Here is a 21,813-nt window from a genome sequence, read left to right on the forward strand (position 1 = left end):
TATCATCGAAGAAGGATAGAAAATCATGCGTTCGCTCTCGATCGCCGGCACCGGCATGCTTGCCCAGCAGACCAATGTCGACGTTATCTCCAACAACATCGCCAATATGAACACCACCGGGTTCAAGCGTCAGCGCGCCCAGTTCCAGGATCTGCTCTACCAGCAGGTCTCGCGCCCCGGTGCCTCTTCCGCCGGGCCCGAAGCGCGCGCGCCCACGGGCATTCAGATCGGCGCGGGCGTGCGCACCGGCGGCGTCTATCGCATCGCCGAACAGGGCGCGCTGGTGCAGACCGACAACCGCTTCGACCTGGCGATCCAGGGCCTCGGCTATTTCCAGGTCCAGATGCCGACCGGCGAGATCGGCTATACCCGCGACGGCACCTTCCAGCTGTCCGATCAGGGCGAGCTGGTCACCTCGCAGGGTCTCGTCGTGGAGCCGGGCATCACCATTCCGCAGGGCGCGGTCGATGTCGCGGTGTCGCGCACGGGCGAGGTCCAGATCAAGATCGCCGGCGAGACCGAGATGCAGACCGTCGGCCAGATCGAACTCGCCACCTTCGTCAACGAGGCCGGGTTGGAAGCCAAGGGCGACAACCTGTTCCTCGCCACGGCAGCGTCTGGCGAGCCGACCATCGCAGCGCCGGGCGAACCCGGCTTCGGCAGCGTGGCACAGGGTTTCGTCGAAGCCTCCAACGTCAATCCGGTCGCGGAAATCACCGCGCTCATCACCGCGCAGCGCGCCTATGAGATGAACAGCCGGGTCGTGAAGACCGCCGACGAAATGCTCGGCACGACGAGCCAGCTGCGCTGATGGCCCGGCGTTTCTTGCTCACCGCCCCGCTGCTCGCCGGGCTGGCGCTGCTGCCATGCGGCGCGCTCCATGCACAGAGCACGGGCGATGGCGTGGTGGCAGACGTTCTCACCCGCCCGATCCAGCGCGGCGACCTGCTGTCGGAGCGCGACTTCGCGCCCGAGGAAGTCACCGCCGCGCAGGCGCGGGGAAGCCTCGCCGCGCAGCAGGTGGCAGGCATGGAGGCGCGGCGCACGCTGCGCGCGGGAATGCCGGTGCGCGCGAGCGACCTCGCCGAACCGCGGCTCGTCAAGCGGGGCGAGACGGTCAAGATCAGCGTGCGCGAAGGCGCGTTGACGATCACCGCCATGGGCCGCGCGCTGGCCGATGCCGCGCTGGGCGAGCAGGTGCGCGTCTTCAGCGAAGCCACCAACCAGACGCTTCAGGGTGTCGTCGAAGGCGCGGGCACTGTTCGTGTGCTCGCCCCCTGAGCCACAAGCCAAGGAAACTCAGATGAAAAAAGTCGTTACGATCGCCGTTACGGCGTCGCTGCTGTCGGGTTGCGGCACGATCGATCGCCTCAAGAATGTCGGCAAGGCACCGTCCATGTCGCCGGTAGAGGCCTACACCACCCCTGCTTACGAGCCGTCCATCGCAAGCACGGACCCAGTCCGGATGCGTGGAACCGTGCCGACCGCGCCCGCTCCGCAAGCTCCTGCCCAAGCTCAGGCCCCCAACGCCTCGCTGTTTCGCGCCGGCGCTGGGGAACTGTTTCAGGATCAGCGCGCCTCGCGCGTGGGCGACATCCTGACGGTCGAGATCAACATCGCCGACAAGGCCGAGTTCGGCAATTCGACCTCTCGCTCGCGTAGTGGCTCGGAAAGCATGGGCATCGGCGCACTGCTCGGCCTGCAGGACCTGCTCCCGGGCAATCCTGCCCAGGCGGTCGACGCGACGTCGAACTCGGCCTCGGGCGGACAGGGGCGCACCACCCGCAGCGAGACGATCAACATGACGATGGCGGCGATCGTCACCGATGTGCTGCCCAACGGCAATCTGGTGATCCGCGGGCGTCAGGAGATGCGCGTCAATTTCGAGCTGCGCGAACTGATCGTGACCGGCATCGTGCGGCCGCAGGACATCGCCAAGGGCAACACGATCCAGCACGGCAAGATCGCCGAGGCGCGGATCAGCTACGGCGGTCGCGGCCAGCTGACCGACGTGCAGCAGGCGCGCTGGGGCCAGCAGATCTACGAAGCGCTGTTCCCGTTCTGATACGGCTTCGCGGAACGGCAAAAATATCTACCGATCCGTTTGGGATGGAGTGCCGTTTCTTTCCAGAATGAAAGGCGCACCGAAGCTTTTTGTCGGGCGTCGTGGCCAGCGCCTCTGGCCCGGACCGCAGAATGCGGTTCGCCTATCCAAGAAGGAAATGAAAAATGGCGTTCTCAGTCAATACCAATGTCGGCGCGATGGCGGCCCTGCAGAGCCTGAACCAGACCAACAAGGGTCTGTCGCAGGTTCAGAGCCGTATCAACACCGGCCTGAACGTCGCATCGACCAAGGACGATTCGGCATCGTTCACGATTGCGCAGTCTCTCCGCGGCGACGTGGGTGGTCTCTCGGCGGTCAATTCCTCGCTCAACCGGGCGAAGAGCACCGTCGACGTAGCGGTTTCGGGCGCGGAGCAGATCTCCGACGTCCTCAACCAGATGAAGGCAAAGGCCATTCAGGCGTCGGATGACGGCCTGGATGCTGAAAGCCGTACCGCGATCAACGCCGACTACACGGCCCTGAAGGAGCAGATCACCACGATCATCGCTTCGTCGGAGTTCAACGGCACGAACCTGCTGAAGGATGACGCAACCTCGACCGGTAAGGTTTCCGCGCTGCAGTCGCTCGATACCACGAGCACGATCGGCGTGGCCAACCAGGCCTTCGAAACCAACGTCACCACCGCCCTTGGCACCGGTCTCGGCACCAAAGCCGATGCCGATACTGCACTGACCGAAATCGCCACCGTGACCTCCACGGTGACGTCGACGCTGAGCACTCTGGGTTCGGCTTCGCGCAAGATCGAAGGGCAGCTGTCGTTCAACAGCAAGCTGTCCGACGTGATCGAGAGCGGTATCGGCAACCTCGTCGATGCCGATCTGGCCAAGGAATCGGCCAAGCTGCAGGCCCTGCAGGTCAAGCAGCAGCTGGGTGTCCAGGCTCTGTCGATCGCCAACCAGGCGCCGCAGACGATCACTTCGCTCTTCCGTTAATCGGTCGACGAAGTCCTTCCCCTTCCGGGGGGAAGGCCACCTGGGGCCGGGCGCAAGTCCGGCCCCTTTTGTTTTCCCGTCGCGCGATGCATGAAGCGCCGCCGACGCTGCCGATTGCAGCAGCATCAACAGCAGGCAGGTATCACACCCGGTGGCAACGAATTTTCCCCGCGTCCGCGAAATTTCCGATCCCTACGGCGAGGTCCTGCGGATCAGCGTAGAACCCCATCCCGGCGGCGCGCTGGTCCTGATAGATCGCCCGAACGCGCAAGGCTCAGGCAAGATCATGCTCGATGCCTACGGCGCGGATATCCTGCTCGGCTACATCATGTCCGCCAGGCTCGCCGTGCCCGGGACCATGCCCGAAGAAGAAATCGGCGGTGCCTTCCCGACCCGTTTCCAGCTGGAGCCTGGGCCGGACGCTGCGGTCATTATCGACCAGCTCAACGATGAACCTGCGCTCATGATCCTGGCCGCGTTGTGGGACCGGGTGTACGCCGAATTGTGCATCGTCTGCGCGCATGCGCGCGAGCTCGGCCGGGGGCGGCAGTCCTATCTGCACTGAGCCTTCCACCGGCGGCAGGGAGGTCTCACGGACCGGTCTGTTCGTGCAGGTATCGCGGGGGAGGCGAACGCCCGGACCGCCTCAGCGCAGGAACGCCGGGCTATCGGGCTCAACCATCGCCGATCGCAGACGATTATCGCCTCGCAACCCTATGATGTTCAGGACTGTGCGGGGATGCAGGCCGGCTGGGCTTCCGGGGCGGGCGAGAGACGAGAACCATGTCTATCGACCCTGGGGAGGGGGAAGAGTGCCCCGGAAGTCCGACCTGGCAGCTTGAGACTGGGAAACTGCCGGCCTGATTTGATTATAGAGGATTTGCAGGCGCAAGCGGGCGCCGGCCGAACAATTCTTAACCCGCGACCACGCGGGCCAGCACCGTGGAGGGGAAGTTCAGGCCGTTGATGCCCAGCAACACCGCCCCATTGCGCGTGACGACCTCGTCGATGATGCCCGTGCTGCGAATGTCGACGGGCACTTCCTGCCCTGCTGCGTCCACACCGCTGAGCGCGAGAGTATAGGCACCCTCCGCCGCCGTATCACCCGAGGCGAGCGAACCGTCCCAGACGAAGCTGCCTGCGGTCGCCGGATCCAGTTCGCGCGTCTCGACCACCCGCCCGCGTGCATCGGTAATGGTCGCGGTCAGGCTCTGGATCGGGCGATCGGCGGACCAGGCCCACTGCGCAGGCGCGTCGGCGGAGAGGCCGGCGGTGCTGCTGTCGAGCTCGGCGCGCTGCCCCAGGAAGTTCGCCGACTGGGCGAGATCCTGCGTCGACAGCGCAGAGAGGATGTCCTTCAGCGCGGCAGTCTGCTGGATCGACTGCTCGACCTGCGAATACTGCGTCAGCTGCTGGGTATATTCGGAGGTTTCCATCGGATCGAGCGGATCCTGGTTCTGCATCTGCGTGGTCAGCAGCTTCAGGAACATGTCGAAATTGGCGTTGAGCTCGGCTCCCGCCGCACCGCCGGCGCCATTGCCCGGCACGCCGGACGTCATCGAGGAAATTACTGTCATGTCTTGGTCCTCAAGCGAAGAGATCTAGGCTTCCGCTACCGAGGCGCTTCGCGCGCGCTGGCTGCGCGCCGTCATCGCCCTCGGCTTCGGATTGTGCGGTGTTCGCACCGGAATGAGCTTCGGGGCGGTTCTGCTGGCCCTGCTGGTCGCCACGGCCCTGGCTGCGCGCCTCGAACTGGAAGGATTGGCCATCGGTGCGCACGCCAGCATCGCCCAGCGCACGGGCGAGATCGCCACTATCGCGCCGCAGCATATCCAGCGCCGCGGCGCTCTCTGCGGTCACATGCGCGCGCATCGTGCCCTTGTCGTCAAACTGCAGGCGGATGTGAATCTCGCCCATTTCCGCCGGATCGAGGCGGATGGTGAGGCTGTCGCGACCATCGCGGGTGTGCCGTGCGATTTCGACGCCAAGCTCACGCCCGATCTCGCCCGGCCGGGCAGAGACGGTCCCGGGCACCGATCCCGCGTGCTTGACCGTGTCGACAGCCGGCTTGGCAGGGTCGAGGCGTGCCTGGGTGAGCATATCGGCCGCGCCATCCCCGCCTTCACTTGCAGAGGCAGCGGCATCTGCGCCATTGTCTTTGACGAGCTGGGCAAAGTCGCGGGCGCTGCCGTTGTCAGATGCCTGCGCCGCCGTGGAGCGCGGCGCAGCGGCATCGGGTGCCTGGCGAGCGTCACGAGCGGACACCGAAATCTTGCTGTCGTCCTGAGCAATACCGTCCGCCGTGGGTTCATCCGAAACCACAGAAGGCTGCCGCGTAGGGGGCGCAGGGACGGCCTCGACCACGCCATCTGCGGGCATAGCCACAACGACCCCATCCGCCGTCTCCGGCATATCATCCGCGCTTGGGACGACGTCGGGATCGCTTTCGGGCTGATCGACCGGCACAGGGCCAGCATCCGTCTGAACGGGCGCTTGTTCGATCGCGCTGTCGGCATTTTCACCGACGGGCGTGGCGGGCTGTTCGAGAGCCTGCTCGGGCGTTGCCTGCACGATCGGTTGCGCAATCGGTTGCGCGGTCGGCTGCGAGATCGGATCTGGGCGAGCTGGGTTGGGCTGCGAGACGGACTCCGCATCGAGCACCTGTTCATCCGGCGCAGTCGCGGGGCTGTCCCCCTCGGCCTGGACGCCCGACAATGTCGGCAAGCCCTCGCCCTCTCCGGAAGGCTGGAGATCGGCAAGCTGGGCGGCGTTCTGCGCGGGATTATTGCTGAGTGGCACATCGACGGGCTGGCCAGCCACGTCGGCCGCGACAGTGGTCGCCACCGGCGGCATCGCGGGATCGGGCATCAAGGCCTGGCCCGCCATGCCGGACGCAGCGGCGAGCTGGTCCGGGATCATCCCGGGGCGCGCGAGCTGCTGGCTACCGTCGAGGATCATGCCCGGCATGTTGCGCAGGCCTGCAAATCCGGTGGTCTGCGTTGCCTGCTGCGAACAAGGCGCAGTCAGCAATGCCGCGAAGGAGGGGCCTTGCGAAGGGAATGGGGTGGCGCCCCCAGACAATCCAGAAGGGGAGCTGTTGCCGGGAACAAGCGAGAGGAGTTGGGTCATGCGGTCCTTTCGCCCGGGGGGCGCCTAAGAGCATTATAGGAAGATGAAAGAGTTCAGGGCGCTTCGAGCACATTTTGTTGACCGATGCTGCCAACCGAGCGAACCCGGGTGCGCGGATGGATCTCGTTTTGCGAGAGAACCACGGTCGCCGGGCGCACCCGTTCGATGATCGAGCGCACGAACGGGCGGATCGACGGGCTGACCAGAAGGCACGGAATCTCGTTCCTCGCGGCCAGCGTGTCGTAGAGTTCACGCACCTGGGTGATGAAGCGCTGCAGGTTCGAGGGCGCCATCGCGAGGTGACGTTCGTCCCCCTCCCCGATGATGCTTTCGGCAAACTGCTGGTCCCAGTCGGGCGACAGGGTCAGGATCGGGATGTAGCCGTCGCGGGTCTGCTGGGCAGATATCTGCCGGGCCAGCCGGGCGCGGACGTGCTCGGTGATCTGGGTCAGGTTCTGCGTCAGCGGAGCGGTTTCCGCGATCGCTTCCAGAATGGTCGCCATGTCGCGCACGGAAACCCCTTCGGCGAGCAGGTTCTGCAGGATCCGCTGAATGCCCGAAATGCTGATCTTCGCAGGCACCAGATCGGCGACCAGTTTCTCCGCGTCGGTATGCACCTCGTTCAGCAGTTTCTGCGTTTCGGTGTAGGACAGAAGCTCGGCGATATTATCCTTCACCAGTTCCGCCAGATGGGTGGTGACGATGGTGCCGCAATCGACCACGGTCAGATTGCGCAGGCCCGCTTCGTCGCGCAGTTCGCGATCGATCCACAGCGCGGGCAAGCCGAAGACCGGCTCCTGCGCAGGATCGCCCGGCAGGCCGACATCGCCGCCGCCCGGGTTGATGACCATCAGCTTGTCGAGCCGCAGCTCGCCCGCCGCGACCTCGGTCTCGCGGATGAAGACGCGATAGTCGTGCGCGCCCAGCCCCATATTGTCGATGATCCGCACCGCAGGCAGCACGAAACCGTAATCGGTCGCCATCTGGCGGCGCAGCGCGCGCACCTGATCGTCGAGCCGCGGCTCGGCCGCCGAGCCCTTGATGATCGGCAGCAGGCCATAGCCCAGCTCCACCCGCACCGCGTCGATCGCGATGGTATTGGCAATGGGTTCCTCGGTTTCGGCCGAAGCGATCTCGGCCTGCGCCTTCTCGGCCTGTTCGTGCGCAAGCTGCTGCTTGTGCTTGCGGCTGGCCCACCAGCCGTAATAGCCGCTGGCTGCGGACACGAAAGCGAAGGGCAGGAAGGGGAAACCGGACAGCAGCGCGAACGCCCCCATCAGCACGGACACCATGGCGAACGCCTTGGGATAACGGCCCAGCTGTTCGCCCAGCGCATTGCCGGTCTTGCCCGACATGCCGCCCTTGGAGACGAGCAGACCCGCAGCGGTCGAGACGATCAGCGCCGGAATCTGGCTGACCAGACCATCGCCCACTGTCAGCAGGGTATAGGTGGTAACCGCTTCGCCGAACTCGACGCCGTGGATCGCCACACCGACGATCAGCCCGACGATCACGTTGATCGCGGTGATCAGCAGCCCGGCGATCGCATCGCCCTTCACGAACTTGGAGGCACCGTCCATCGCGCCGAAGAAGCCGCTTTCGGCCTCCAGTTCCTTGCGCCGCTCCCGCGCCTGTTCTTCGCTGATCATCCCCGCGCCCAGATCGGCGTCGATCGCCATCTGCTTGCCCGGCATCGCATCGAGGCTGAAGCGCGCGGCGACTTCCGCGATGCGCCCGGCACCCTTGGTGATGACGACGAAGTTGATCACCACCAGGATGATGAAGATGGTCAGACCGATCACGGTCTCGCCGCCGATCAGGAACTGTCCGAAGGCGCCGATGACGCCGCCTGCCGCCTGCGGCCCCTCGTGGCCGTGACCCAGGATCAGCCGGGTGGACGCGAGGTTCAGGCCCAGCCGCAGCATGGTCGCGATCAGCAGGATCGTCGGGAATGCCGAAAGCTGCAGCGGCTTCTCGATGAACAGCGAGGTCATCAGGATCATCACCGACAGCGTGATCGAGATTGCGAGCCCGAAATCGAGCAGCCAGGCGGGCATCGGCAGGATCAGCATCGCGATGATGCCGATCACGCCGATCGCCAGCGCGAGGTCGCGGTTGGCGCCGATGCGTTCGAGGAAACTGGTCAGATTCTGCGGCATGAAACGGGCGACCTGTTACGAGGACATTACTTTGACGGGGCGACGCTGATGCCCGCCTGGACGAAGCTGTTGATCTTGTTGCGCATCGTGCGCACCGAGATGCCCAGGATCGACGAGGCAGAGGTACGATTGCCGCCGCACCGCTCCAGCGTGTGCAGGATCAGCTCGCGCTCCACCTCGGCGACCGTGTGGCCGACCAGCTGTTCGACATGGAGGCCCTCCCCATCATCTTCCTCGCGGGAAGGCACCAGCGGGGACCCGTCGGTATGGACCAGCGCCTCGGCACCGATCGTGCCGGATCGCGCGAGCAGGATGGCACGGTGCACGGTCGTCTCCAGTTCGGAAACATTGCCCGGCCAGGCATAACCACGCAGCACCCGTACTGCCTCGTCGTCGAATTCGTGCACTGGTGCCTCGTAAAGGTCTGCAAACCGGGCGGCGAAGTGATGCGCCAGGGTCATGATGTCCTCCCCCCGTGCGCGCAGCGGCGGCATGCCGATTTCGGCCAAGCCGAGGCGGGCGTACAGATCGGCGCGGAAACGCCCCTGATCGACCAGCGAAGCGAGATCGCAGGTAGAACTGGTAATCAGGCGGGCGCCCGGACCGGTGGTCGCCGAAAGGGCGTTCTGACCGGCCTGCGCCGTGCGAACCACGTCGAGCAGCCGCGCCTGCAGAGCGGGGCCAAGCGCTTCGACACCGCGCAGGAAGATCGTGCCTCCCTCCGCTTCGTCCAGCCGCCCCACCCGGCGCGCGACCGCCCCCGGAAAGGCTCCCGGCTCGTGACCGAACAGTTCGGATTCGAGTATCTCGGGCGACACGCCGTGGCACTCGACGGTCACGAAATGGCCCACCCTGCCCGAGCTGGCATGGACCAGCCTGGCCATGACTTCCTTGCCCGTGCCCGGCTCTCCGCGGATCAGGATCGGCGCAGCGGTAGCGGCCATCGACGTTGCGAACTCGATCGCCTGCCGCATCAGCTCGCTCGTGCCGATCATCTGGCGGGAGGGGCGCGCGACGGACATGATGGCCGCGGCAATCAGGTCGCGGTCGGGCGGCAGTGGCAGATAGTCGCGCGCGCCGCCGCGTACGGCGGCCACAGCCCTCTGGGCACTGGCATCGATGCCGCAGGCAATCGTGGGAACCGCGATCCGTTCGGCGCGCAGCGCGGCAATGAAGCCGGGCACGTCCAGCGCGACGTCGATCATCACCAGATCCCCGCCGGCACGGCGCAGCAGGTCCATTGCCGAGTGCTCGTCATCCGCCATGGTGACGAGAGCGCCCGTCTCGCGCGCCATCTGCGCGGCTTGCCGGAAGACAGAATGCTGCGCGCCGACCAGCGTCATGCGCACCGGAGTTGAAAGCGATCCGTTCATCAGTCGTCTTCGTGCACGATCTCGGTCAGGGTCACGCCCAGCGCCTTGTCGATCAGGACGACCTCGCCACGAGCGATCAGGCGGTTGCTGACGAAGATGTCGACCGGCTCGCCGACCTTGCGATCCAGTTCGACCACACGGCCCGGAGCGATACTCATCAGTTCGGAGACGGTCATCCGGGCGCGGCCAAGCACGGCCTGCATCTTGACCGGCACTTCATGGACCGCGTCGAGGCCAAGCGCCCCACCGTCACCCTCGTACACGGCAATATCTTCCAGCGGTTCAGGCGAAGCGGTCTCCCCAAGAGACGGCAGGTCTACGAAGGCTTCCGAGTTCTGCTCGATCGGAGCGGCGGCGATGTCATTGTCCATTTCGATCATGAGAGTATCCTTCAGGCACTAAGCCATTGGCGAACGACGGCGGCGGATTCGGCCGGGCTGGCGGCAACGGCATCGCCGATTTTCTGGAGTGCCGAGGCCTTGAGCTTGCCTTCGACTTGAGCGAGCGCAATTTCGTCATCCAGCTCGGGACCGCTCAGCGCGGGAGCCCCGTCATTTTCGAGCTGCTCGCCGCCGCCCCGCCCCTCGGGCGTCAGATCGATCACCCCCTGCTCGGGCGAAGGCAATTGACCGGCGGCGGACACGGGCGCGTTTTTGGGGCGCAGCATCCGCAGGACGAACAGGCCGACCACTGCGATCACAAGCAGCTTGCCCAGATCGAACAGCTGGCCAAGCGGAAGGTCGGACCAGAAGTCTCCTTCGGCATCGGCAATTTCATCGGGCTGGGCGAAGGGCATGCTTTCCACGATCACGCTGTCGCCACGCTCTGCATCATAGCCGACGGCGTTCTCGACCAGCCGGGTCAGGCGCTGCACCTGCGGCGCGGGAAGGCCCTGTTCGCCCCCATCGACCATCACGGCCACGGTCAGCCGCGAAACCTTGCCCGGCGCGCGGGTGGTCAGCGTGCGACGGCTGCTGTTCTGGAAGGTGATGTCTTCGGACGTTTCGCTGCGGGCGCTCTCGCGGGTATCACCGCCGCCCCCCATGACGTCGCCGCCTTCGGGGAGCTGCGCGCCCACGGTGACGCCCGGGGTGGCACCAGCGTTTTCACGGTTCTGGTCACCGGATTCCACCGAGATCTGGCGGGCGATCACCTGCGTGTCGGGATCGAACACCTCGGATTCTTCGCGCGTCTGATCGCGGTCGATTTCGGCGGAGACCTCCGCGCGGACCTTGCCCACACCCACGATCGGTTCAATCAGCGCCTCGATCTGGCTGCGGATGCGTGCCTCGGTGGCAACCTGGCGTTCGTCGGCCTGGCTCGCGCCGGCTTCGCCCGCCTCCCCGGCCCGCGCCAGCAGCGCGCCCGTCTGATCGACGATGGAAATGGATTCGGGCGACAATTCGGGCACCGCAGCGGCGACCAGATAGCGGATCGCCTCGACATTGCCGGACGACAGCTTGCCACGGGTTTTGACCGTCACGGATGCGCTGGCCTTGCGCGCCTCTGGCGCGAACAGGGCGCGCTCTGGCATGACGATATGGACACGCGCGTTGACGATCGACTGGAGGGTCGAGATCGAGCGTCCCAGTTCGCCTTCGATCGCGCGGGTTTCGTTCATCTTCTCGCGCGAGGAGGAGACCCCGAAGGCCTGCTGGGTGTCGAGCACTTCGTAGCCGATTGCGCCGCCCAACTGTTCGCCCGCCATGCTCATCCGCAGTTCGGGAAGGCGGTTTTCCGGAGCCATCACGGCAGTGCCGTCGCCCGACAGCGAGAACGGCACGTTCTGCGCGCGCAGCTTCTCGGTAATCGCCTGCGCCGCAGTGGGATCCAGATCGGTGTAGAGATAACCCATCTTGTCGGACGAGCCACCGCTCATCGCGACCATCGCCAGTGCAGCGAGCAGCGCGAACGCCACGCCGCCCATCATCAGCACCCGGCGTGGCCCGAGTTGTCCGGCAAAGTTGCGCAGTGCTTCCAAGGTGACCCCGTAGGATTGCGCCGACAAAATCGCCGGCTTTCGGGTTCATTATAGAAGGGCTGCGGGGCGGCATTTTTTGCCGGTGGGAAATTTTTGCCGGGCGCGCAAAAGCCCGGCGCGCCAGATCACTCCGGAGGCTGCTCCATCAGCGGAGCGAGCTCGTCGAGCACCGCCTGGCGGCGGCTTTGCGCATCGACGATCACCCCGCCACGATCCCAGCGCAGCACCGCATCGCCGGGGGCGAGCGATGCATCGCCCGATACGACCAGCGCCAGGCGACGGCGGTCCCGGCTCTGCCGCTCGGCGATCCGCGCCTCGATATCCTCGACCAGGTCCGGGTGGACTTTTACATCAATCTCCTGCCCTCGCGCGACCTGCGCGAGCGCGCGCCCGATCGCTTCGTCGACCGCGCCACCGGGCTGCTGCGCAACAGCCTGTCCCGCCAGCACTTCGGCCGCCGCAAAGGCGACCTCGATCGCATCGGCTTCGGCCTGGGCCTGCAGTTCACCGGACTGCTCGGAAAGCTCGTCCAGCGATGCCTGCACCGCATCCAGCGCCGAAAGGATCGCCGCATCGCGTTCTGCGCGCACATGGCTGCACCCGGCCTCGAACGCTTCGGTTCTTGTCCGGGCCAATTCTTCCGCATGGCTCTCTTCGATCCGGGCGATCTGCCTGCGCAGGGCATCTACGTCGTGCGCCAACTCGGCCGCGTCGGTCTTGCGTCGATATTGCCGTGCCGGTTCGCGAACTGGCATCGCAAAAGTGCGGTCGAAGTCGAACGGACGGACGTGGAGCTGATGATCGTGCATCGTCATCGGATCAGTAGATCATCGATTCGTCGGATTTGGGATCGACCAGAACGATCTCCCCTCGATCGGCGAGCGATTTGGCCAGGCGGACCAGCGCGGTTTGCGCCTCGTCGCACTCGCGCGCACGCACCGGCCCCATAGCGCTCATGTCTTCGCGCAGCATCTTGGCCGCACGCTCGGTCATCGCGCCCAGGAACAGCTCGCGGATTTCCTCCGGCGCACCTTTCAGCGCCAGCGCCATTTCGCGCTTGTCGGCGTTTTTGACGATCGTGGCGATCGATGCGGTCAGGAGATTGCCCAGATCCTCGAAGGTGAACATCAGCGCACGGATGCGCTCCGCCGATTCCGCGTTGCACTCTTCGAGCGCGCTGAGCATCCGCTCTTCGGAGGACCGGTCGAGCGCGTTGAACACCTCGGCCATCATCTCGTGCGGGTCGCGCTTCTGGGAGCGGGCCAGATTGGTCATGAACTCGCTCTTCAGCGTCTGCTCGATCTCGGCGACGATTTCCTTCTGCACCGGTTCCATCCGAAGCATTCGCTGGATGACGTCGGTCGCGAAGTCGCTGGGCAATTCGGAGAGCACGCGCGCGGCATGCTCGGCCCGCAGCTTGCTGAGGATCACCGACACGGTCTGCGGATATTCGTTGCGCAGATAGGCTGCAAGAACCGCCTCATTCACGTTGGACAGCTTGTCCCACATGGTGCGGCCCGAGGGACCACGGATATCCTCCATGATCTCCTTGACCTTGTCTTCCCCGAGGATGCCGGAGAGCAGTCGCTCTGTCGTCTCGTACGATCCGTGCAGCGACGACATGCTGGAGACTTCGCTGCTGAACTGGACCAGCAGGTGCTCCACCGCCACGGCCGGCAACCGGCCCAGCTGGGCGATGCCGGCGGACAGTTCCTTGATCTCGTCGTTATTCAGCTGCTCCCAGATCGGTGCCCCGTGTTCCTGGCCGAGCGCGAGCATCAGCGCTGCAGCGCGCTGCGGCCCCGAAAATTTCTTGAGTTCGGCTGGCTCCACGAGATTGGCGGCCATGGTCATATCAGTTCCCCAGAGAAAGAAATCCCAGCGCCCATCCCGCATGATGGCTGCGCTCGTTCTATTATAGAGGAACGAACAGCCGATTGGACGGATGCAGCAAGAAGGTGACGACGAACCTCAACAGCAGCCTCGCAGGTCTCAGCCTGCTTAGCGGGACGAACAGTTTCGCGATGTTCTCGCCCGGATCGGGAGGCTTCGAGACGCTCGCCGTGCGTCGCGCCAAGGCGAACTTCTCGACGCCCGAAACCACGCCACCGTGGAAGGAGGCGCAGCCCAGAACCTCGCTGTCATCGCAGGTTTCGGCAATCCGGCGCATGTCGTCGATCATCGATGCAGGGCCCACCGGCGCGCGAAAGCTGCCCAGCGATGTGGCCACCGCCTTTACCACCTATCGCGCGCTAGACCGGCTGCGCATGCTCGCCGAAGCAGCCACCGCAGGGCCCACGGACTCCGTGCGCGAGACGCTGCAGGGAGTGTTCGCCAAGGGGTTGCAGGATCTCGAGGCGTTCGTCGCCTCCGCACCCCGCGAAAAGCTGACTCTCGCCTTTGACGAGCCGAGCACCAGCGTCCGCTCTGTCGCGGTCGCCGCAGATGCCCCCGTCGGCACGATCGCGGGCAAGGGCGTGGCCGAAGCGCGCGATGCGCCGCTCACCGCGCTTACGGGTACGGAACGCTTCGCCATCACCATTCGTCGCGGCGATGCGAGCGACGTGATCAATGTCGACCTAGCCGGAGGGCCACAGCCGCCCACGCTGGATTCGATTTCGGGCTCGATCAACGATGCAATCGCCGCCGTGCCGATGCGGGCACCCGACGGTAGCGTCAACCTCGACGCAGACGGCAACCCGGTGCCCCGCTGGCTGGTCCGCTTCGTGCCGGACAAGAGCACCGGGAGCTGGGGCTTCAAGATCGAGAACCCGGGCCTGGAAGAGGTCTCCATCGACCAGATCGATGCGCCCGATGCGCTGATGGTGGTTACCGGCCAGACCGATCCTGATTCCCCCCCATCGACGCAGGTGATGCGGATATCCGATCCGGCCGGCACAGCCCAACGATCGACCCTGTCCCAGATCGCCGGGCTCGACCGGCTGGCCACTGAGCGTGCGGAGCTGAACGCGCCGAAATATGCGCCGATCGAGGGCGTTGAGCCGCCTTCGACGGAGCGATTTGCCGCCACCACTGCGCAATCGGTCGTCAGTGCTGCCGATGGTTCCAGTTTCGTCGTCGGCACGACTTCGGGCGATCTCGATTCCAACCGGGTCGCCGGTTCGCAAGACCTGTTTCTGACCAAGCTGGACAGCGAGGGCGCCGTCGTCTGGCAACGCGCGCTCGGTGCCAGCGGCTCTGCCAGCGGTGCGGCGGTCGCCCTCGGCCCGGATGGCCAGATCGTAGTGGCCGGCACGGTGACCGGCACCTTCGATGGCGCCAACACCGACGGCGACATGATGGTCGCGCGCTTCGACGCGAACGGCGCAGAGCTGTCCTCCACGGTCATCCGTGCGGTCGGCAGTGACAGCGCAAACGCGCTGGCGGTTGCCGCAGACGGTTCGATCTTCGTCGGCGGGCGCGGCGCGACGGGCGGCGGCGATGCGTTCATCGCGCGGCTCGACGCGGACGGTCAGCTGCGCGAACGCCGCCGGATCGACAGCGGCGGCAGCGACACGGTCAATGCGCTGGCGATCGGTAGCAATGGCGAGCTGCTCGCGCTCACCAGCGAAGGCGGCGTCGGCACGCTGCGACGGATCGACAGCACCTCTCTGGTCAACGATCTCGGCTCGATGGATCTCGGCCGGGTCGATGCCCGCGTGCTGGCGGTCGCCGCCGACGGCACGATCGGGGTCGGCGGCTCGGCCTCCAGCGCGGTGACCGGCAACCAGCTCAACGCCATGCAGGGCGGGCGTGACGGGTTCGTCGCGCGGGTCAGCGCCGATCTGGCCACCAGCGATGTCAGCTACATCGCCACCGGGGCAGACGAGCGGGTGGACAGCATCACATTCATGGGCAGCAGTCTCTACGCTGGCGGACGGACCACGGGCGACCTTGACGGGACGCGCAGCGGGACGAGCGACGGGTTCGTCGCACGGCTGGATGCCGGAACCGGCGCGATCGCCAATATCCAGCAATTCGGCCTCGCCACCCGCACGACCGAGCCGGTCCGCATCGCCGCGGCCACCAGCGGATCGACCGTGCTGGGCGCGCTCGGTCTGAAGCGCGGGCGGCTCGACAGCACCGATTCCCCCCTGCTGACCGCGCAGACCAGCCTGCGCTCGGGCGACCAGTTCTCGATCAAGGTCAACGACGGAATCGCGCGACAGATCACCATCGCCGCGGACGAGACCATGGCCACCTTGTCGCAGAAGATCAGCCGGATCACCGGCACCAAGGCGACCGTCACCACGCCATCGGGCGATGATGGCCGCACTCTGAGCATCACCGCAAAGGCAGGCCAGGCGATCGAGCTGGTCAGTGGCGGTGAAGGGCGCGATGCGCTTGCCAAGCTGGGCCTGCCCGAAGCGAAGCTGGTCGCGCCGCCGGCCTATGACAAACGCGCACCCAAGGTTCTGCCGGGCGGCAGCTACGGCCTCGACCTGACCCATGCGTTCGACATTTCGACCCGCGAGGGCGCCGCGCTTGCCACGAAACGCATCAAGAGCGCGATCTCGATGACGCAGACCGCCTATCGCTCGCTCTACTGGGACGATGGGAAGGCCGCGATCGTAAATGGCGGCGCCGGTTCCACCGGCGGCGCATCCCCGCGCCAGCTGGCGCAGATCGCAAACTATCAGGATGCGCTTGCCCGCATCAGCAGCCTTACCGCCGGGTTCAACTCCGGCGGCTTGTTCTAACAACTCAGACCAGGGAGCATGGCATGAGTGAAACGAGTCCAGCCCTCCTGCGGGGCATTGGTGTCGCCATGCGGCATCTTTCCGATCGCCAGCAGGTGATCGCGCAGAACATCGCCAACGGCGATACCCCCGGCTACAAGGCGCGCGAACTCGAAGCGCCCAGCTTTGCAGGGATGGTGGATGCGAACGGCGCAGGGCGCGTCGCGCGGCCCACCGTCCAGATCAGTTCCGAAATGCGCGCGCTCGGTGCGCGCCAGCAATCATCGAGCGCGATCATCCTGGACGAGAATATCGTCGAGACGAAGCCGGATGGCAACAACGTCACGCTGGAAGAACAGGTTCTGAAGCTGGGCGCGGTGCAATCCGAATTCACCGCGCTGACCAACCTCTATCGCAAGCAGATGCAACTGCTCAAGACCGCGACCGGTCGCGGCAACGGTTGACCCGCCCCCAAAGCAAAGCGACCCCGGCTGGCGTCAGTGCCAGCCGGGGTCTTTTTGTGCGTGTTGGAATGTCGTTCGGGATCCGACCCGTTGGTGGTCGGAGCGATCGGGCAATCCCGGCCAGCCCCGAGGCTGGCCGGGATCGTCTTATTAGAGGCTGGTATTGACCGAGATCGGGCTGGAATCCTGCCGCCACGTCACCGAACCGGTGTCGCGGTAGCTGCAACTGGAATTCCCGGTCAGCCGCTTCGCTTCGGCCGCGACGGCATCGATCAGATCGTTGGAAAGGTCACGCTGGCGCCTGACCACGGTCGCGTTGGACATGGCCGCGGCCTGCAGCGTGCCCATCGCCTCGGTCAGCGAGGCGTCCTGCTCTGCGTCCAGATCGCGCAGCCAGTTGGGCGTTTCACGGTTGAGACGGACGATCTCGGCTTCCATCTGCGCCACCAGGCGGCGCTTGGCAGCGACGAGCTCGGCGTGGTCGGCAAGGCGTCCACGCTGGCCGAGTGCTTCGGTTTCCTCATCCATCAGCGAGGCAATCGAGCGGGCAGCATCGAGAATTGTTTCGATCATTGAGAACCCTCCTGCATTTTGATCATCTGTTCCATCACCGACGGGGCCAGGCCTACGCCGCCCCGTCTGGCGATTTCCGCACCCAGCTTTTCAGCCAGGACTCCGCGAAATATCTGCTCGGCATGGCCGCCGGAGAACTCGTCCCCCATTTCGACGCTCTCGAGCATGAGCTTGGACATTTCGCCGAGGAAAACCGCTTCGAATTCCTCGGCCGTCTTGGCGATCTCGGCGCGCGATGCGCCGGGCGATGCGCCGCTGGGCACCGCCGCCGGCAGCCCCTGAAAGGGCGTGGCTGAAGCTGCGCTTGTCATTGGATCGTGATCTCCGCCTGCAGAGCACCCGCGCCCTTGAGTGCGTGAAGGATCGTGATCAGGTCGCGCGGCGACACGCCCAGCCGATTGAGGCCGTTGACCAGCGACTGGAGCGAGGTGCCCTGCTCCAGCATCGCAAGCGAGGCCCCGCTGCCGTCATCCACCTCCAGCCGGGTGCGCGGCACCACGGTGGTCTCTCCGCCGGAGAACGGTCCGGGCTGCGATACGATCGGGCTTTCGGCGACGCTGATCGTCAGCCCGCCCTGTGCGATCGCCACCGGGCTGATCCGCACGTCGGAGGTCATGACGACCGTGCCCGCCGCCTCGTTCACGACGATCCGCGCAGGCTGGTCGACATCGACCGGGAGGTTCTCGATCTCGGGCAGGAGCTGGAGAAGCGAGCCGCCATAGCCGCCCGCCCCGCCCAGCTCGACCGTCGCCGGATCGAGCATGCGTGCCGCGCCCGGGAAGCGCTGGTTGATCGCCCTTACGATACGATCGGCGGTGGTGAAATCGGGGTTCTTGAGCGCCAGTTTGAGGCTGTCCGCACTGCCCAGCACATAGGGAACCTCACGCTCGACAATCGCGCCACCGGCGATCCGCGCGGAGGTCGAAACACCGCGGCTGATGCTGGCACCTGCGCCCTGAGCCTTGAAGCCAGAGACGGCGAGCGGGCCCTGAGCGACCGCGAAGATCTCTCCGTTCAGGGCGCGCAGGGGGGAGATGAGCAGCGTGCCGCCCTGCAGGCTGGTCGCATCGCCCATCGCGGAGACCTGCACGTCGATCCGCGAACCGGCCCGCGCGAAAGGCGGCAGGGTCGCGGTGACGGTGACGGCGGCGACGTTCTTGGTCCGCAACTGCATGTCGCGCACGCTCACGCCCATGCGTTCGAGCATGGATTGCAGCGATTCCTCGGTAAACGGGACGTTGCGGGTGCGGTCTCCGGTCCCGGCGAGACCGACCACGAGGCCGTAGCCGACCAGCTGGTTCGTGCGCACGTTCTCGACATCGACGATGTCCTTGATCCGCGAACCTGACTGGGCCTGCGCGGGCGCTGCGAGAAGCAGGGCCAAAGCTGTGACGACCATTGTCACGATGCGCATATTCTCGCTCCTGTTTACCAAAATGGCTTCCATTTCTTATAGAATAGAGGAGGACAAGAATCGCACTTTGGTAGGAGTTTATCGTGCAGATCAGCGCGCTTTTGCCTGCCCCGGCCTTGCTTGCGGGGTTCGCCCGCAAGACCCCGACGTTCAGCGTCGGGGAAGAACCGGACGTGCCCACCGCACAGGTGCCGCAGCAGCCTGCCGTCCAGCCTGGCCAGCCGCTTGGTTCGGTGCAGATGCTGGTGACTCTTGCCGCCTATGATCCAGACCGCGAACGCCGCCGGCAGATGGCCGAACAGGGCTGCGACGGTCTCGACGCGCTCGAAGCGCTGCAGGTGGAACTGGCCACCGGCGAGGTGACGCCAGAACGGCTGGAGCAGCTGGCCGAATGGGTCGCTCAGGTCGAGCAGCCCGCCGATCCTGTGCTTGCCGAAATCATCGCCGATATCGAACTGCGCGTGCGCGTCGAACTGGCGAAATTCGATATCGAGGTCTAGGCCCTCGCCCACCGGCACAAGGCACGGGGCACAAAGGCGCGGTTCCTACCGCCCGCCTTGCGCAAGCTTCATCACGTAGGAGATGATTTCGGCCACGGCGAGGTAATGCTCTGCCGGGATCGGCTGATCGAGCTTGGCGCTGGCGTGCAGTGCACGCGCGAGCGGCGGTTTCTCGATGATCGGAATGTTATTGTCTTTCGCGATCTCGCGGATCTTCAGCGCAACCGCGTCGACACCCTTGGCGACCACGACCGGCGCGGCCATCGCGCCGTGATCGTACTGCAGCGCGACCGCATAGTGGGTCGGGTTGACGATCACCACGCTCGCCTGCGGGACCTTGGTCATCATCCGCCGCTTGGCGCGTTCCATCCTGATCGCGCGCACCTTGGCCTTGATCAGCGGGTCGCCCTCGGCATCCTTGTGCTCGTCCTTGATCTCCTGCAGCGACATCCGCATCTTCTTCAGGAAGGCGCGCCGCTGATAGACGAAATCGGCGGCGGCGAGCGCGGCGACCATGATCGTCGCGGCCATGACCATCCGGAACACCAGATCCGCCGCGACCTTGCCGACCGCGTGCGAGGGCGCCCCGACCAGTGTTTCGATCCCGCGCGCATGCGGCCACACCACGATCAGCGCGACCCCGGCAACGAGGCCGAACTTCGCCAGCGTCTTGGCAAACTCCACCAGACCCTGCTTGCCGAACATGCGCTTCAGGCCCGAGCCGGGGTTAACCTTGCTCCATTTGATCTTGAGGCGCGACAGGGCCAGCGTGGGCCGACCTTGCAGGAACAGCGTGAGCAGCGCGAAGAACATCAGCATGCCGAGCAGCGGGCCCAGCGCGAGCCCGACCTGGCCCATCAGCAGGGCGGCAAAGGTCTGTCCGCTACCGCGAACATCCAGCTCGTCCGCCCCGCCCCACAGGCTGACGAAGACCGTCAGCATGCGCGAGACCGACCATGCGCCCATCCCGCCCATCACCACGATCGCGGCGACGAACATGCTCGCGTGGCGCATCTCCGGCGCGCTGGCGACGTCGCCCTTCTTGCGCGCATCGTCGAGCTTCTTGTCGGTTGGGTCGTGCGTCTTCTCGCCGGAATCGGATTGCGACATCGATCAGACCCAGCCCTGCTGAACCCATTCGGCCATCGCCATCGCAAAGCCCATCAGCACCGCGCCCAGCGTTGCGCCAAACAGCGCCAGGCCGAGCAGGATATTGAGCGGCTGGGCGATGAAGAAGACCTGGATGGTGGGGGCAAGACGCGCGGCGAGGCCGAGCGCGACGTTGAACACGATGCCGTAGACCACCAGCGGCGCGGCGAGCGAGAAGCCCAGCTCCATCGATCGGGTGGTGGTGGCGATCGCCAGTTGCGCGAAATCGGCTGCGGGCGGCAGGCCGCCCACCGGGAAGACGAGGTAGCTGTTGACCATCGCGGCGATCCACAGGTGATGCACGCCGAGAGAAAAGCACACGATAACCGCCGCCACGCTGACCAGCTTGGCGATCACCGGCAATTGCCCGCCCAGCGCCGCATCGGGCATCACGGCAGAGGTCAGGCCGGTCTGCAGGCTGATGATCGATCCTGCGATGGTGATGGCAAGAAACATGATCCGTACGATCGCGCCCAGCGCCAGCCCCGTCAGCAGCTCTGCGAAGGCGGTTGCCGCCAGGTTGACGGCGTTGCCCGTAGGGGGCACCTGCGGCCCGAGCATGCCGAACAGGCCGAGCGAAATGCCCAGCGCAACCAGGAGGCGGATGCGCCCGGGCACTGCGTCGTCGGAGAAGGCAGGCAAAACCATCAGCATCGCGCCCAGACGGGCGAATACCACCAGGAAGCCCTCCACCTGTGCGGGCAAGTCTCCCATTGCCTCAGCCGGCCACGATCCGGTCGGAGACCTGCGCCATGAAATTGCCCATGGCATCGCCGATCATCGGCAGGCACAGCAGCAGGACGAAGCCCATCACGAACAGCTTGGGCACGAAGGTAAGCGTCATCTCCTGAATTTGCGTGAGCGCCTGCAACAGGCCGATCGCCACACCGATCACCAGCGAGGTGAACAGCATGGGGCCGCTGATCGTGAGGATCACGATCAGCGCCGCATGGGCGATCTGGATGGCGTCGGTAGAGGTCATGTTCGCGGCCCGATCGCGACTAGATCTGCATCCGCATGATCTCGCCATAGGCGCTGACCACGCGATCGCGCACGGCAACCACCGTGTCGAGGGCGGTTTCGGCGGCACCAATGGCGGTGACCACGTCGATCAGGTCGCCCTTGCCCGCGACCTGGCGAATGCTCGCCTGCTCGGCCGTATGCAGCTTGCCCGAAGTATCGGCGACGAGCCCCGATACCAGATCGCCGAAGCTGCCGCCGTCTTCACCGCCGGGGGCAGCCTTGCCCGCAAGGCCGCCGGGCTTGGAAACGGGAATCCCGGCAAGACCACCGCCATATGCGGTCGCTGCGTCGTAAGCACTGATGGACATCTGG

At 65.6% G+C, this 21,813-nt stretch carries 23 protein-coding genes; 8 read left to right on the forward strand and 15 right to left on the reverse strand.

Annotated features, from left to right (window positions below):
• Positions 1–25: 25 nt before the first annotated feature.
• The 5 genes from flgG (at position 26) to KYN89_RS12505 (ending at position 3,622) form a co-directional block, all read left to right on the forward strand.
• Positions 26–811, forward strand: coding sequence for a flagellar basal-body rod protein FlgG (gene flgG / locus KYN89_RS12485; RefSeq protein ID WP_010236210.1), 786 nt, complete (start codon positions 26–28; stop codon positions 809–811).
• Positions 811–1,281: a flagellar basal body P-ring formation chaperone FlgA gene (gene flgA, locus KYN89_RS12490; RefSeq protein WP_222825358.1), complete on the forward strand. Its 471-nt coding sequence runs from the start codon at positions 811–813 to the stop codon at positions 1,279–1,281. Before flgG ends, flgA begins: the two co-directional genes overlap by 1 nt.
• A 22-nt stretch (positions 1,282–1,303) precedes the next feature.
• Positions 1,304–2,065, forward strand: a complete 762-nt coding sequence (flgH, locus tag KYN89_RS12495) for a flagellar basal body L-ring protein FlgH (protein ID WP_222825359.1) — start codon at positions 1,304–1,306, stop codon at positions 2,063–2,065.
• 164 nt (positions 2,066–2,229) lie between these two features.
• Entirely contained in the window at positions 2,230–3,057 is an 828-nt protein-coding gene (locus KYN89_RS12500; RefSeq protein WP_222825360.1) for a flagellin, read from the forward strand.
• A gap of 151 nt (positions 3,058–3,208) precedes the next feature.
• Positions 3,209–3,622 (forward strand): hypothetical protein, encoded by a 414-nt coding sequence (locus KYN89_RS12505; protein WP_346727235.1) that lies wholly within the window; start codon positions 3,209–3,211, stop codon positions 3,620–3,622.
• Between the two features lie 349 nt (positions 3,623–3,971).
• Here the strand turns inward: KYN89_RS12505 and KYN89_RS12510 are convergent, their stop codons facing one another.
• The 8 genes from KYN89_RS12510 to fliG form a co-directional block, all read right to left on the reverse strand.
• The gene (locus KYN89_RS12510) at positions 3,972–4,634 is read right to left on the reverse strand and encodes a flagellar hook assembly protein FlgD (RefSeq protein WP_248285208.1); all 663 of its coding nucleotides are present in this window, start codon (positions 4,632–4,634) and stop codon (positions 3,972–3,974) included.
• Positions 4,635–4,644: 10 nt separating this feature from the next.
• Positions 4,645–6,087 carry a flagellar hook-length control protein FliK gene (locus KYN89_RS12515; protein WP_222825361.1) on the reverse strand — a complete coding sequence of 481 codons (1,443 nt, stop codon included), beginning with the start codon at positions 6,085–6,087 and terminating at the stop codon, positions 4,645–4,647.
• A 152-nt stretch (positions 6,088–6,239) separates the two neighbouring features.
• On the reverse strand, positions 6,240–8,345 hold the full coding sequence (gene flhA / locus KYN89_RS12520; RefSeq protein WP_222825362.1) for a flagellar biosynthesis protein FlhA: 2,106 nt from the start codon (positions 8,343–8,345) through the stop codon (positions 6,240–6,242).
• Positions 8,346–8,371: 26 nt separating this feature from the next.
• A complete protein-coding gene (locus KYN89_RS12525; protein ID WP_248285209.1) occupies positions 8,372–9,718 on the reverse strand; it encodes a sigma-54-dependent transcriptional regulator in 1,347 nt (448 codons plus the stop codon).
• Positions 9,718–10,089 carry a flagellar motor switch protein FliN gene (gene fliN / locus KYN89_RS12530; protein ID WP_222825552.1) on the reverse strand — a complete coding sequence of 124 codons (372 nt, stop codon included), beginning with the start codon at positions 10,087–10,089 and terminating at the stop codon, positions 9,718–9,720. Before fliN ends, KYN89_RS12525 begins: the two co-directional genes overlap by 1 nt.
• A 20-nt stretch (positions 10,090–10,109) precedes the next feature.
• Complete coding sequence (gene fliF / locus KYN89_RS12535) at positions 10,110–11,645, reverse strand: flagellar basal-body MS-ring/collar protein FliF (protein ID WP_222825553.1); 1,536 nt, start codon at positions 11,643–11,645, stop codon at positions 10,110–10,112.
• A 179-nt stretch (positions 11,646–11,824) separates the two neighbouring features.
• Positions 11,825–12,514 carry a FliH/SctL family protein gene (locus tag KYN89_RS12540; protein WP_222825363.1) on the reverse strand — a complete coding sequence of 230 codons (690 nt, stop codon included), beginning with the start codon at positions 12,512–12,514 and terminating at the stop codon, positions 11,825–11,827.
• A gap of 4 nt (positions 12,515–12,518) precedes the next feature.
• Positions 12,519–13,553 (reverse strand): flagellar motor switch protein FliG, encoded by a 1,035-nt coding sequence (fliG, locus tag KYN89_RS12545; RefSeq protein ID WP_222825364.1) that lies wholly within the window; start codon positions 13,551–13,553, stop codon positions 12,519–12,521.
• Between the two features lie 104 nt (positions 13,554–13,657).
• Between fliG and KYN89_RS12550 the strand changes: the two genes are divergently transcribed.
• Together KYN89_RS12550 and KYN89_RS12555 are read left to right on the forward strand one after the other, a co-directional pair.
• Positions 13,658–16,399 (forward strand): hypothetical protein, encoded by a 2,742-nt coding sequence (locus tag KYN89_RS12550; protein ID WP_346727236.1) that lies wholly within the window; start codon positions 13,658–13,660, stop codon positions 16,397–16,399.
• Positions 16,400–16,422: 23 nt separating this feature from the next.
• Positions 16,423–16,842 (forward strand): flagellar basal body protein, encoded by a 420-nt coding sequence (locus KYN89_RS12555; RefSeq protein WP_248285210.1) that lies wholly within the window; start codon positions 16,423–16,425, stop codon positions 16,840–16,842.
• Positions 16,843–16,992: 150 nt separating this feature from the next.
• On the opposite strand, the gene KYN89_RS12560 is transcribed toward KYN89_RS12555, so the two are convergent.
• Genes KYN89_RS12560 through KYN89_RS12570 form a run of 3 tightly spaced genes read right to left on the reverse strand, consistent with a single transcriptional unit; the run spans position 16,993 to position 18,814 of the window.
• Positions 16,993–17,415: a hypothetical protein gene (locus KYN89_RS12560; RefSeq protein WP_222825365.1), complete on the reverse strand. Its 423-nt coding sequence runs from the start codon at positions 17,413–17,415 to the stop codon at positions 16,993–16,995.
• Complete coding sequence (locus KYN89_RS12565) at positions 17,412–17,726, reverse strand: rod-binding protein (protein ID WP_010236247.1); 315 nt, start codon at positions 17,724–17,726, stop codon at positions 17,412–17,414. Before KYN89_RS12565 ends, KYN89_RS12560 begins: the two co-directional genes overlap by 4 nt.
• Positions 17,723–18,814 carry a flagellar basal body P-ring protein FlgI gene (locus KYN89_RS12570; RefSeq protein WP_010236248.1) on the reverse strand — a complete coding sequence of 364 codons (1,092 nt, stop codon included), beginning with the start codon at positions 18,812–18,814 and terminating at the stop codon, positions 17,723–17,725. Before KYN89_RS12570 ends, KYN89_RS12565 begins: the two co-directional genes overlap by 4 nt.
• 98 nt (positions 18,815–18,912) lie before the next feature.
• On the opposite strand from KYN89_RS12570, the gene KYN89_RS12575 reads away from it, so the two are divergent.
• The gene (locus KYN89_RS12575) at positions 18,913–19,329 is read left to right on the forward strand and encodes a flagellar assembly protein FliX (RefSeq protein ID WP_222825367.1); all 417 of its coding nucleotides are present in this window, start codon (positions 18,913–18,915) and stop codon (positions 19,327–19,329) included.
• A 45-nt stretch (positions 19,330–19,374) separates the two neighbouring features.
• Here KYN89_RS12575 and flhB read toward each other — a convergent pair whose 3' ends face one another.
• From flhB to fliE, 4 genes are read right to left on the reverse strand one after another with little or no spacing between them, the layout of a single operon-like run.
• Positions 19,375–20,439 carry a flagellar biosynthesis protein FlhB gene (gene flhB / locus KYN89_RS12580; RefSeq protein WP_222825368.1) on the reverse strand — a complete coding sequence of 355 codons (1,065 nt, stop codon included), beginning with the start codon at positions 20,437–20,439 and terminating at the stop codon, positions 19,375–19,377.
• 3 nt (positions 20,440–20,442) lie between these two features.
• Positions 20,443–21,192, reverse strand: a complete 750-nt coding sequence (fliR, locus tag KYN89_RS12585) for a flagellar biosynthetic protein FliR (protein WP_222825369.1) — start codon at positions 21,190–21,192, stop codon at positions 20,443–20,445.
• 4 nt (positions 21,193–21,196) lie between these two features.
• On the reverse strand, positions 21,197–21,460 hold the full coding sequence (locus KYN89_RS12590) for a flagellar biosynthetic protein FliQ (protein ID WP_222825370.1): 264 nt from the start codon (positions 21,458–21,460) through the stop codon (positions 21,197–21,199).
• A 19-nt stretch (positions 21,461–21,479) separates the two neighbouring features.
• A complete protein-coding gene (fliE, locus tag KYN89_RS12595) occupies positions 21,480–21,809 on the reverse strand; it encodes a flagellar hook-basal body complex protein FliE (protein WP_222825371.1) in 330 nt (109 codons plus the stop codon).
• Positions 21,810–21,813: the final 4 nt, after the last annotated feature.

This window comes from Alteriqipengyuania abyssalis, assembly GCF_019857185.1.
Taxonomy (GTDB): Bacteria; Pseudomonadota; Alphaproteobacteria; order Sphingomonadales; family Sphingomonadaceae; genus Alteriqipengyuania; species Alteriqipengyuania abyssalis.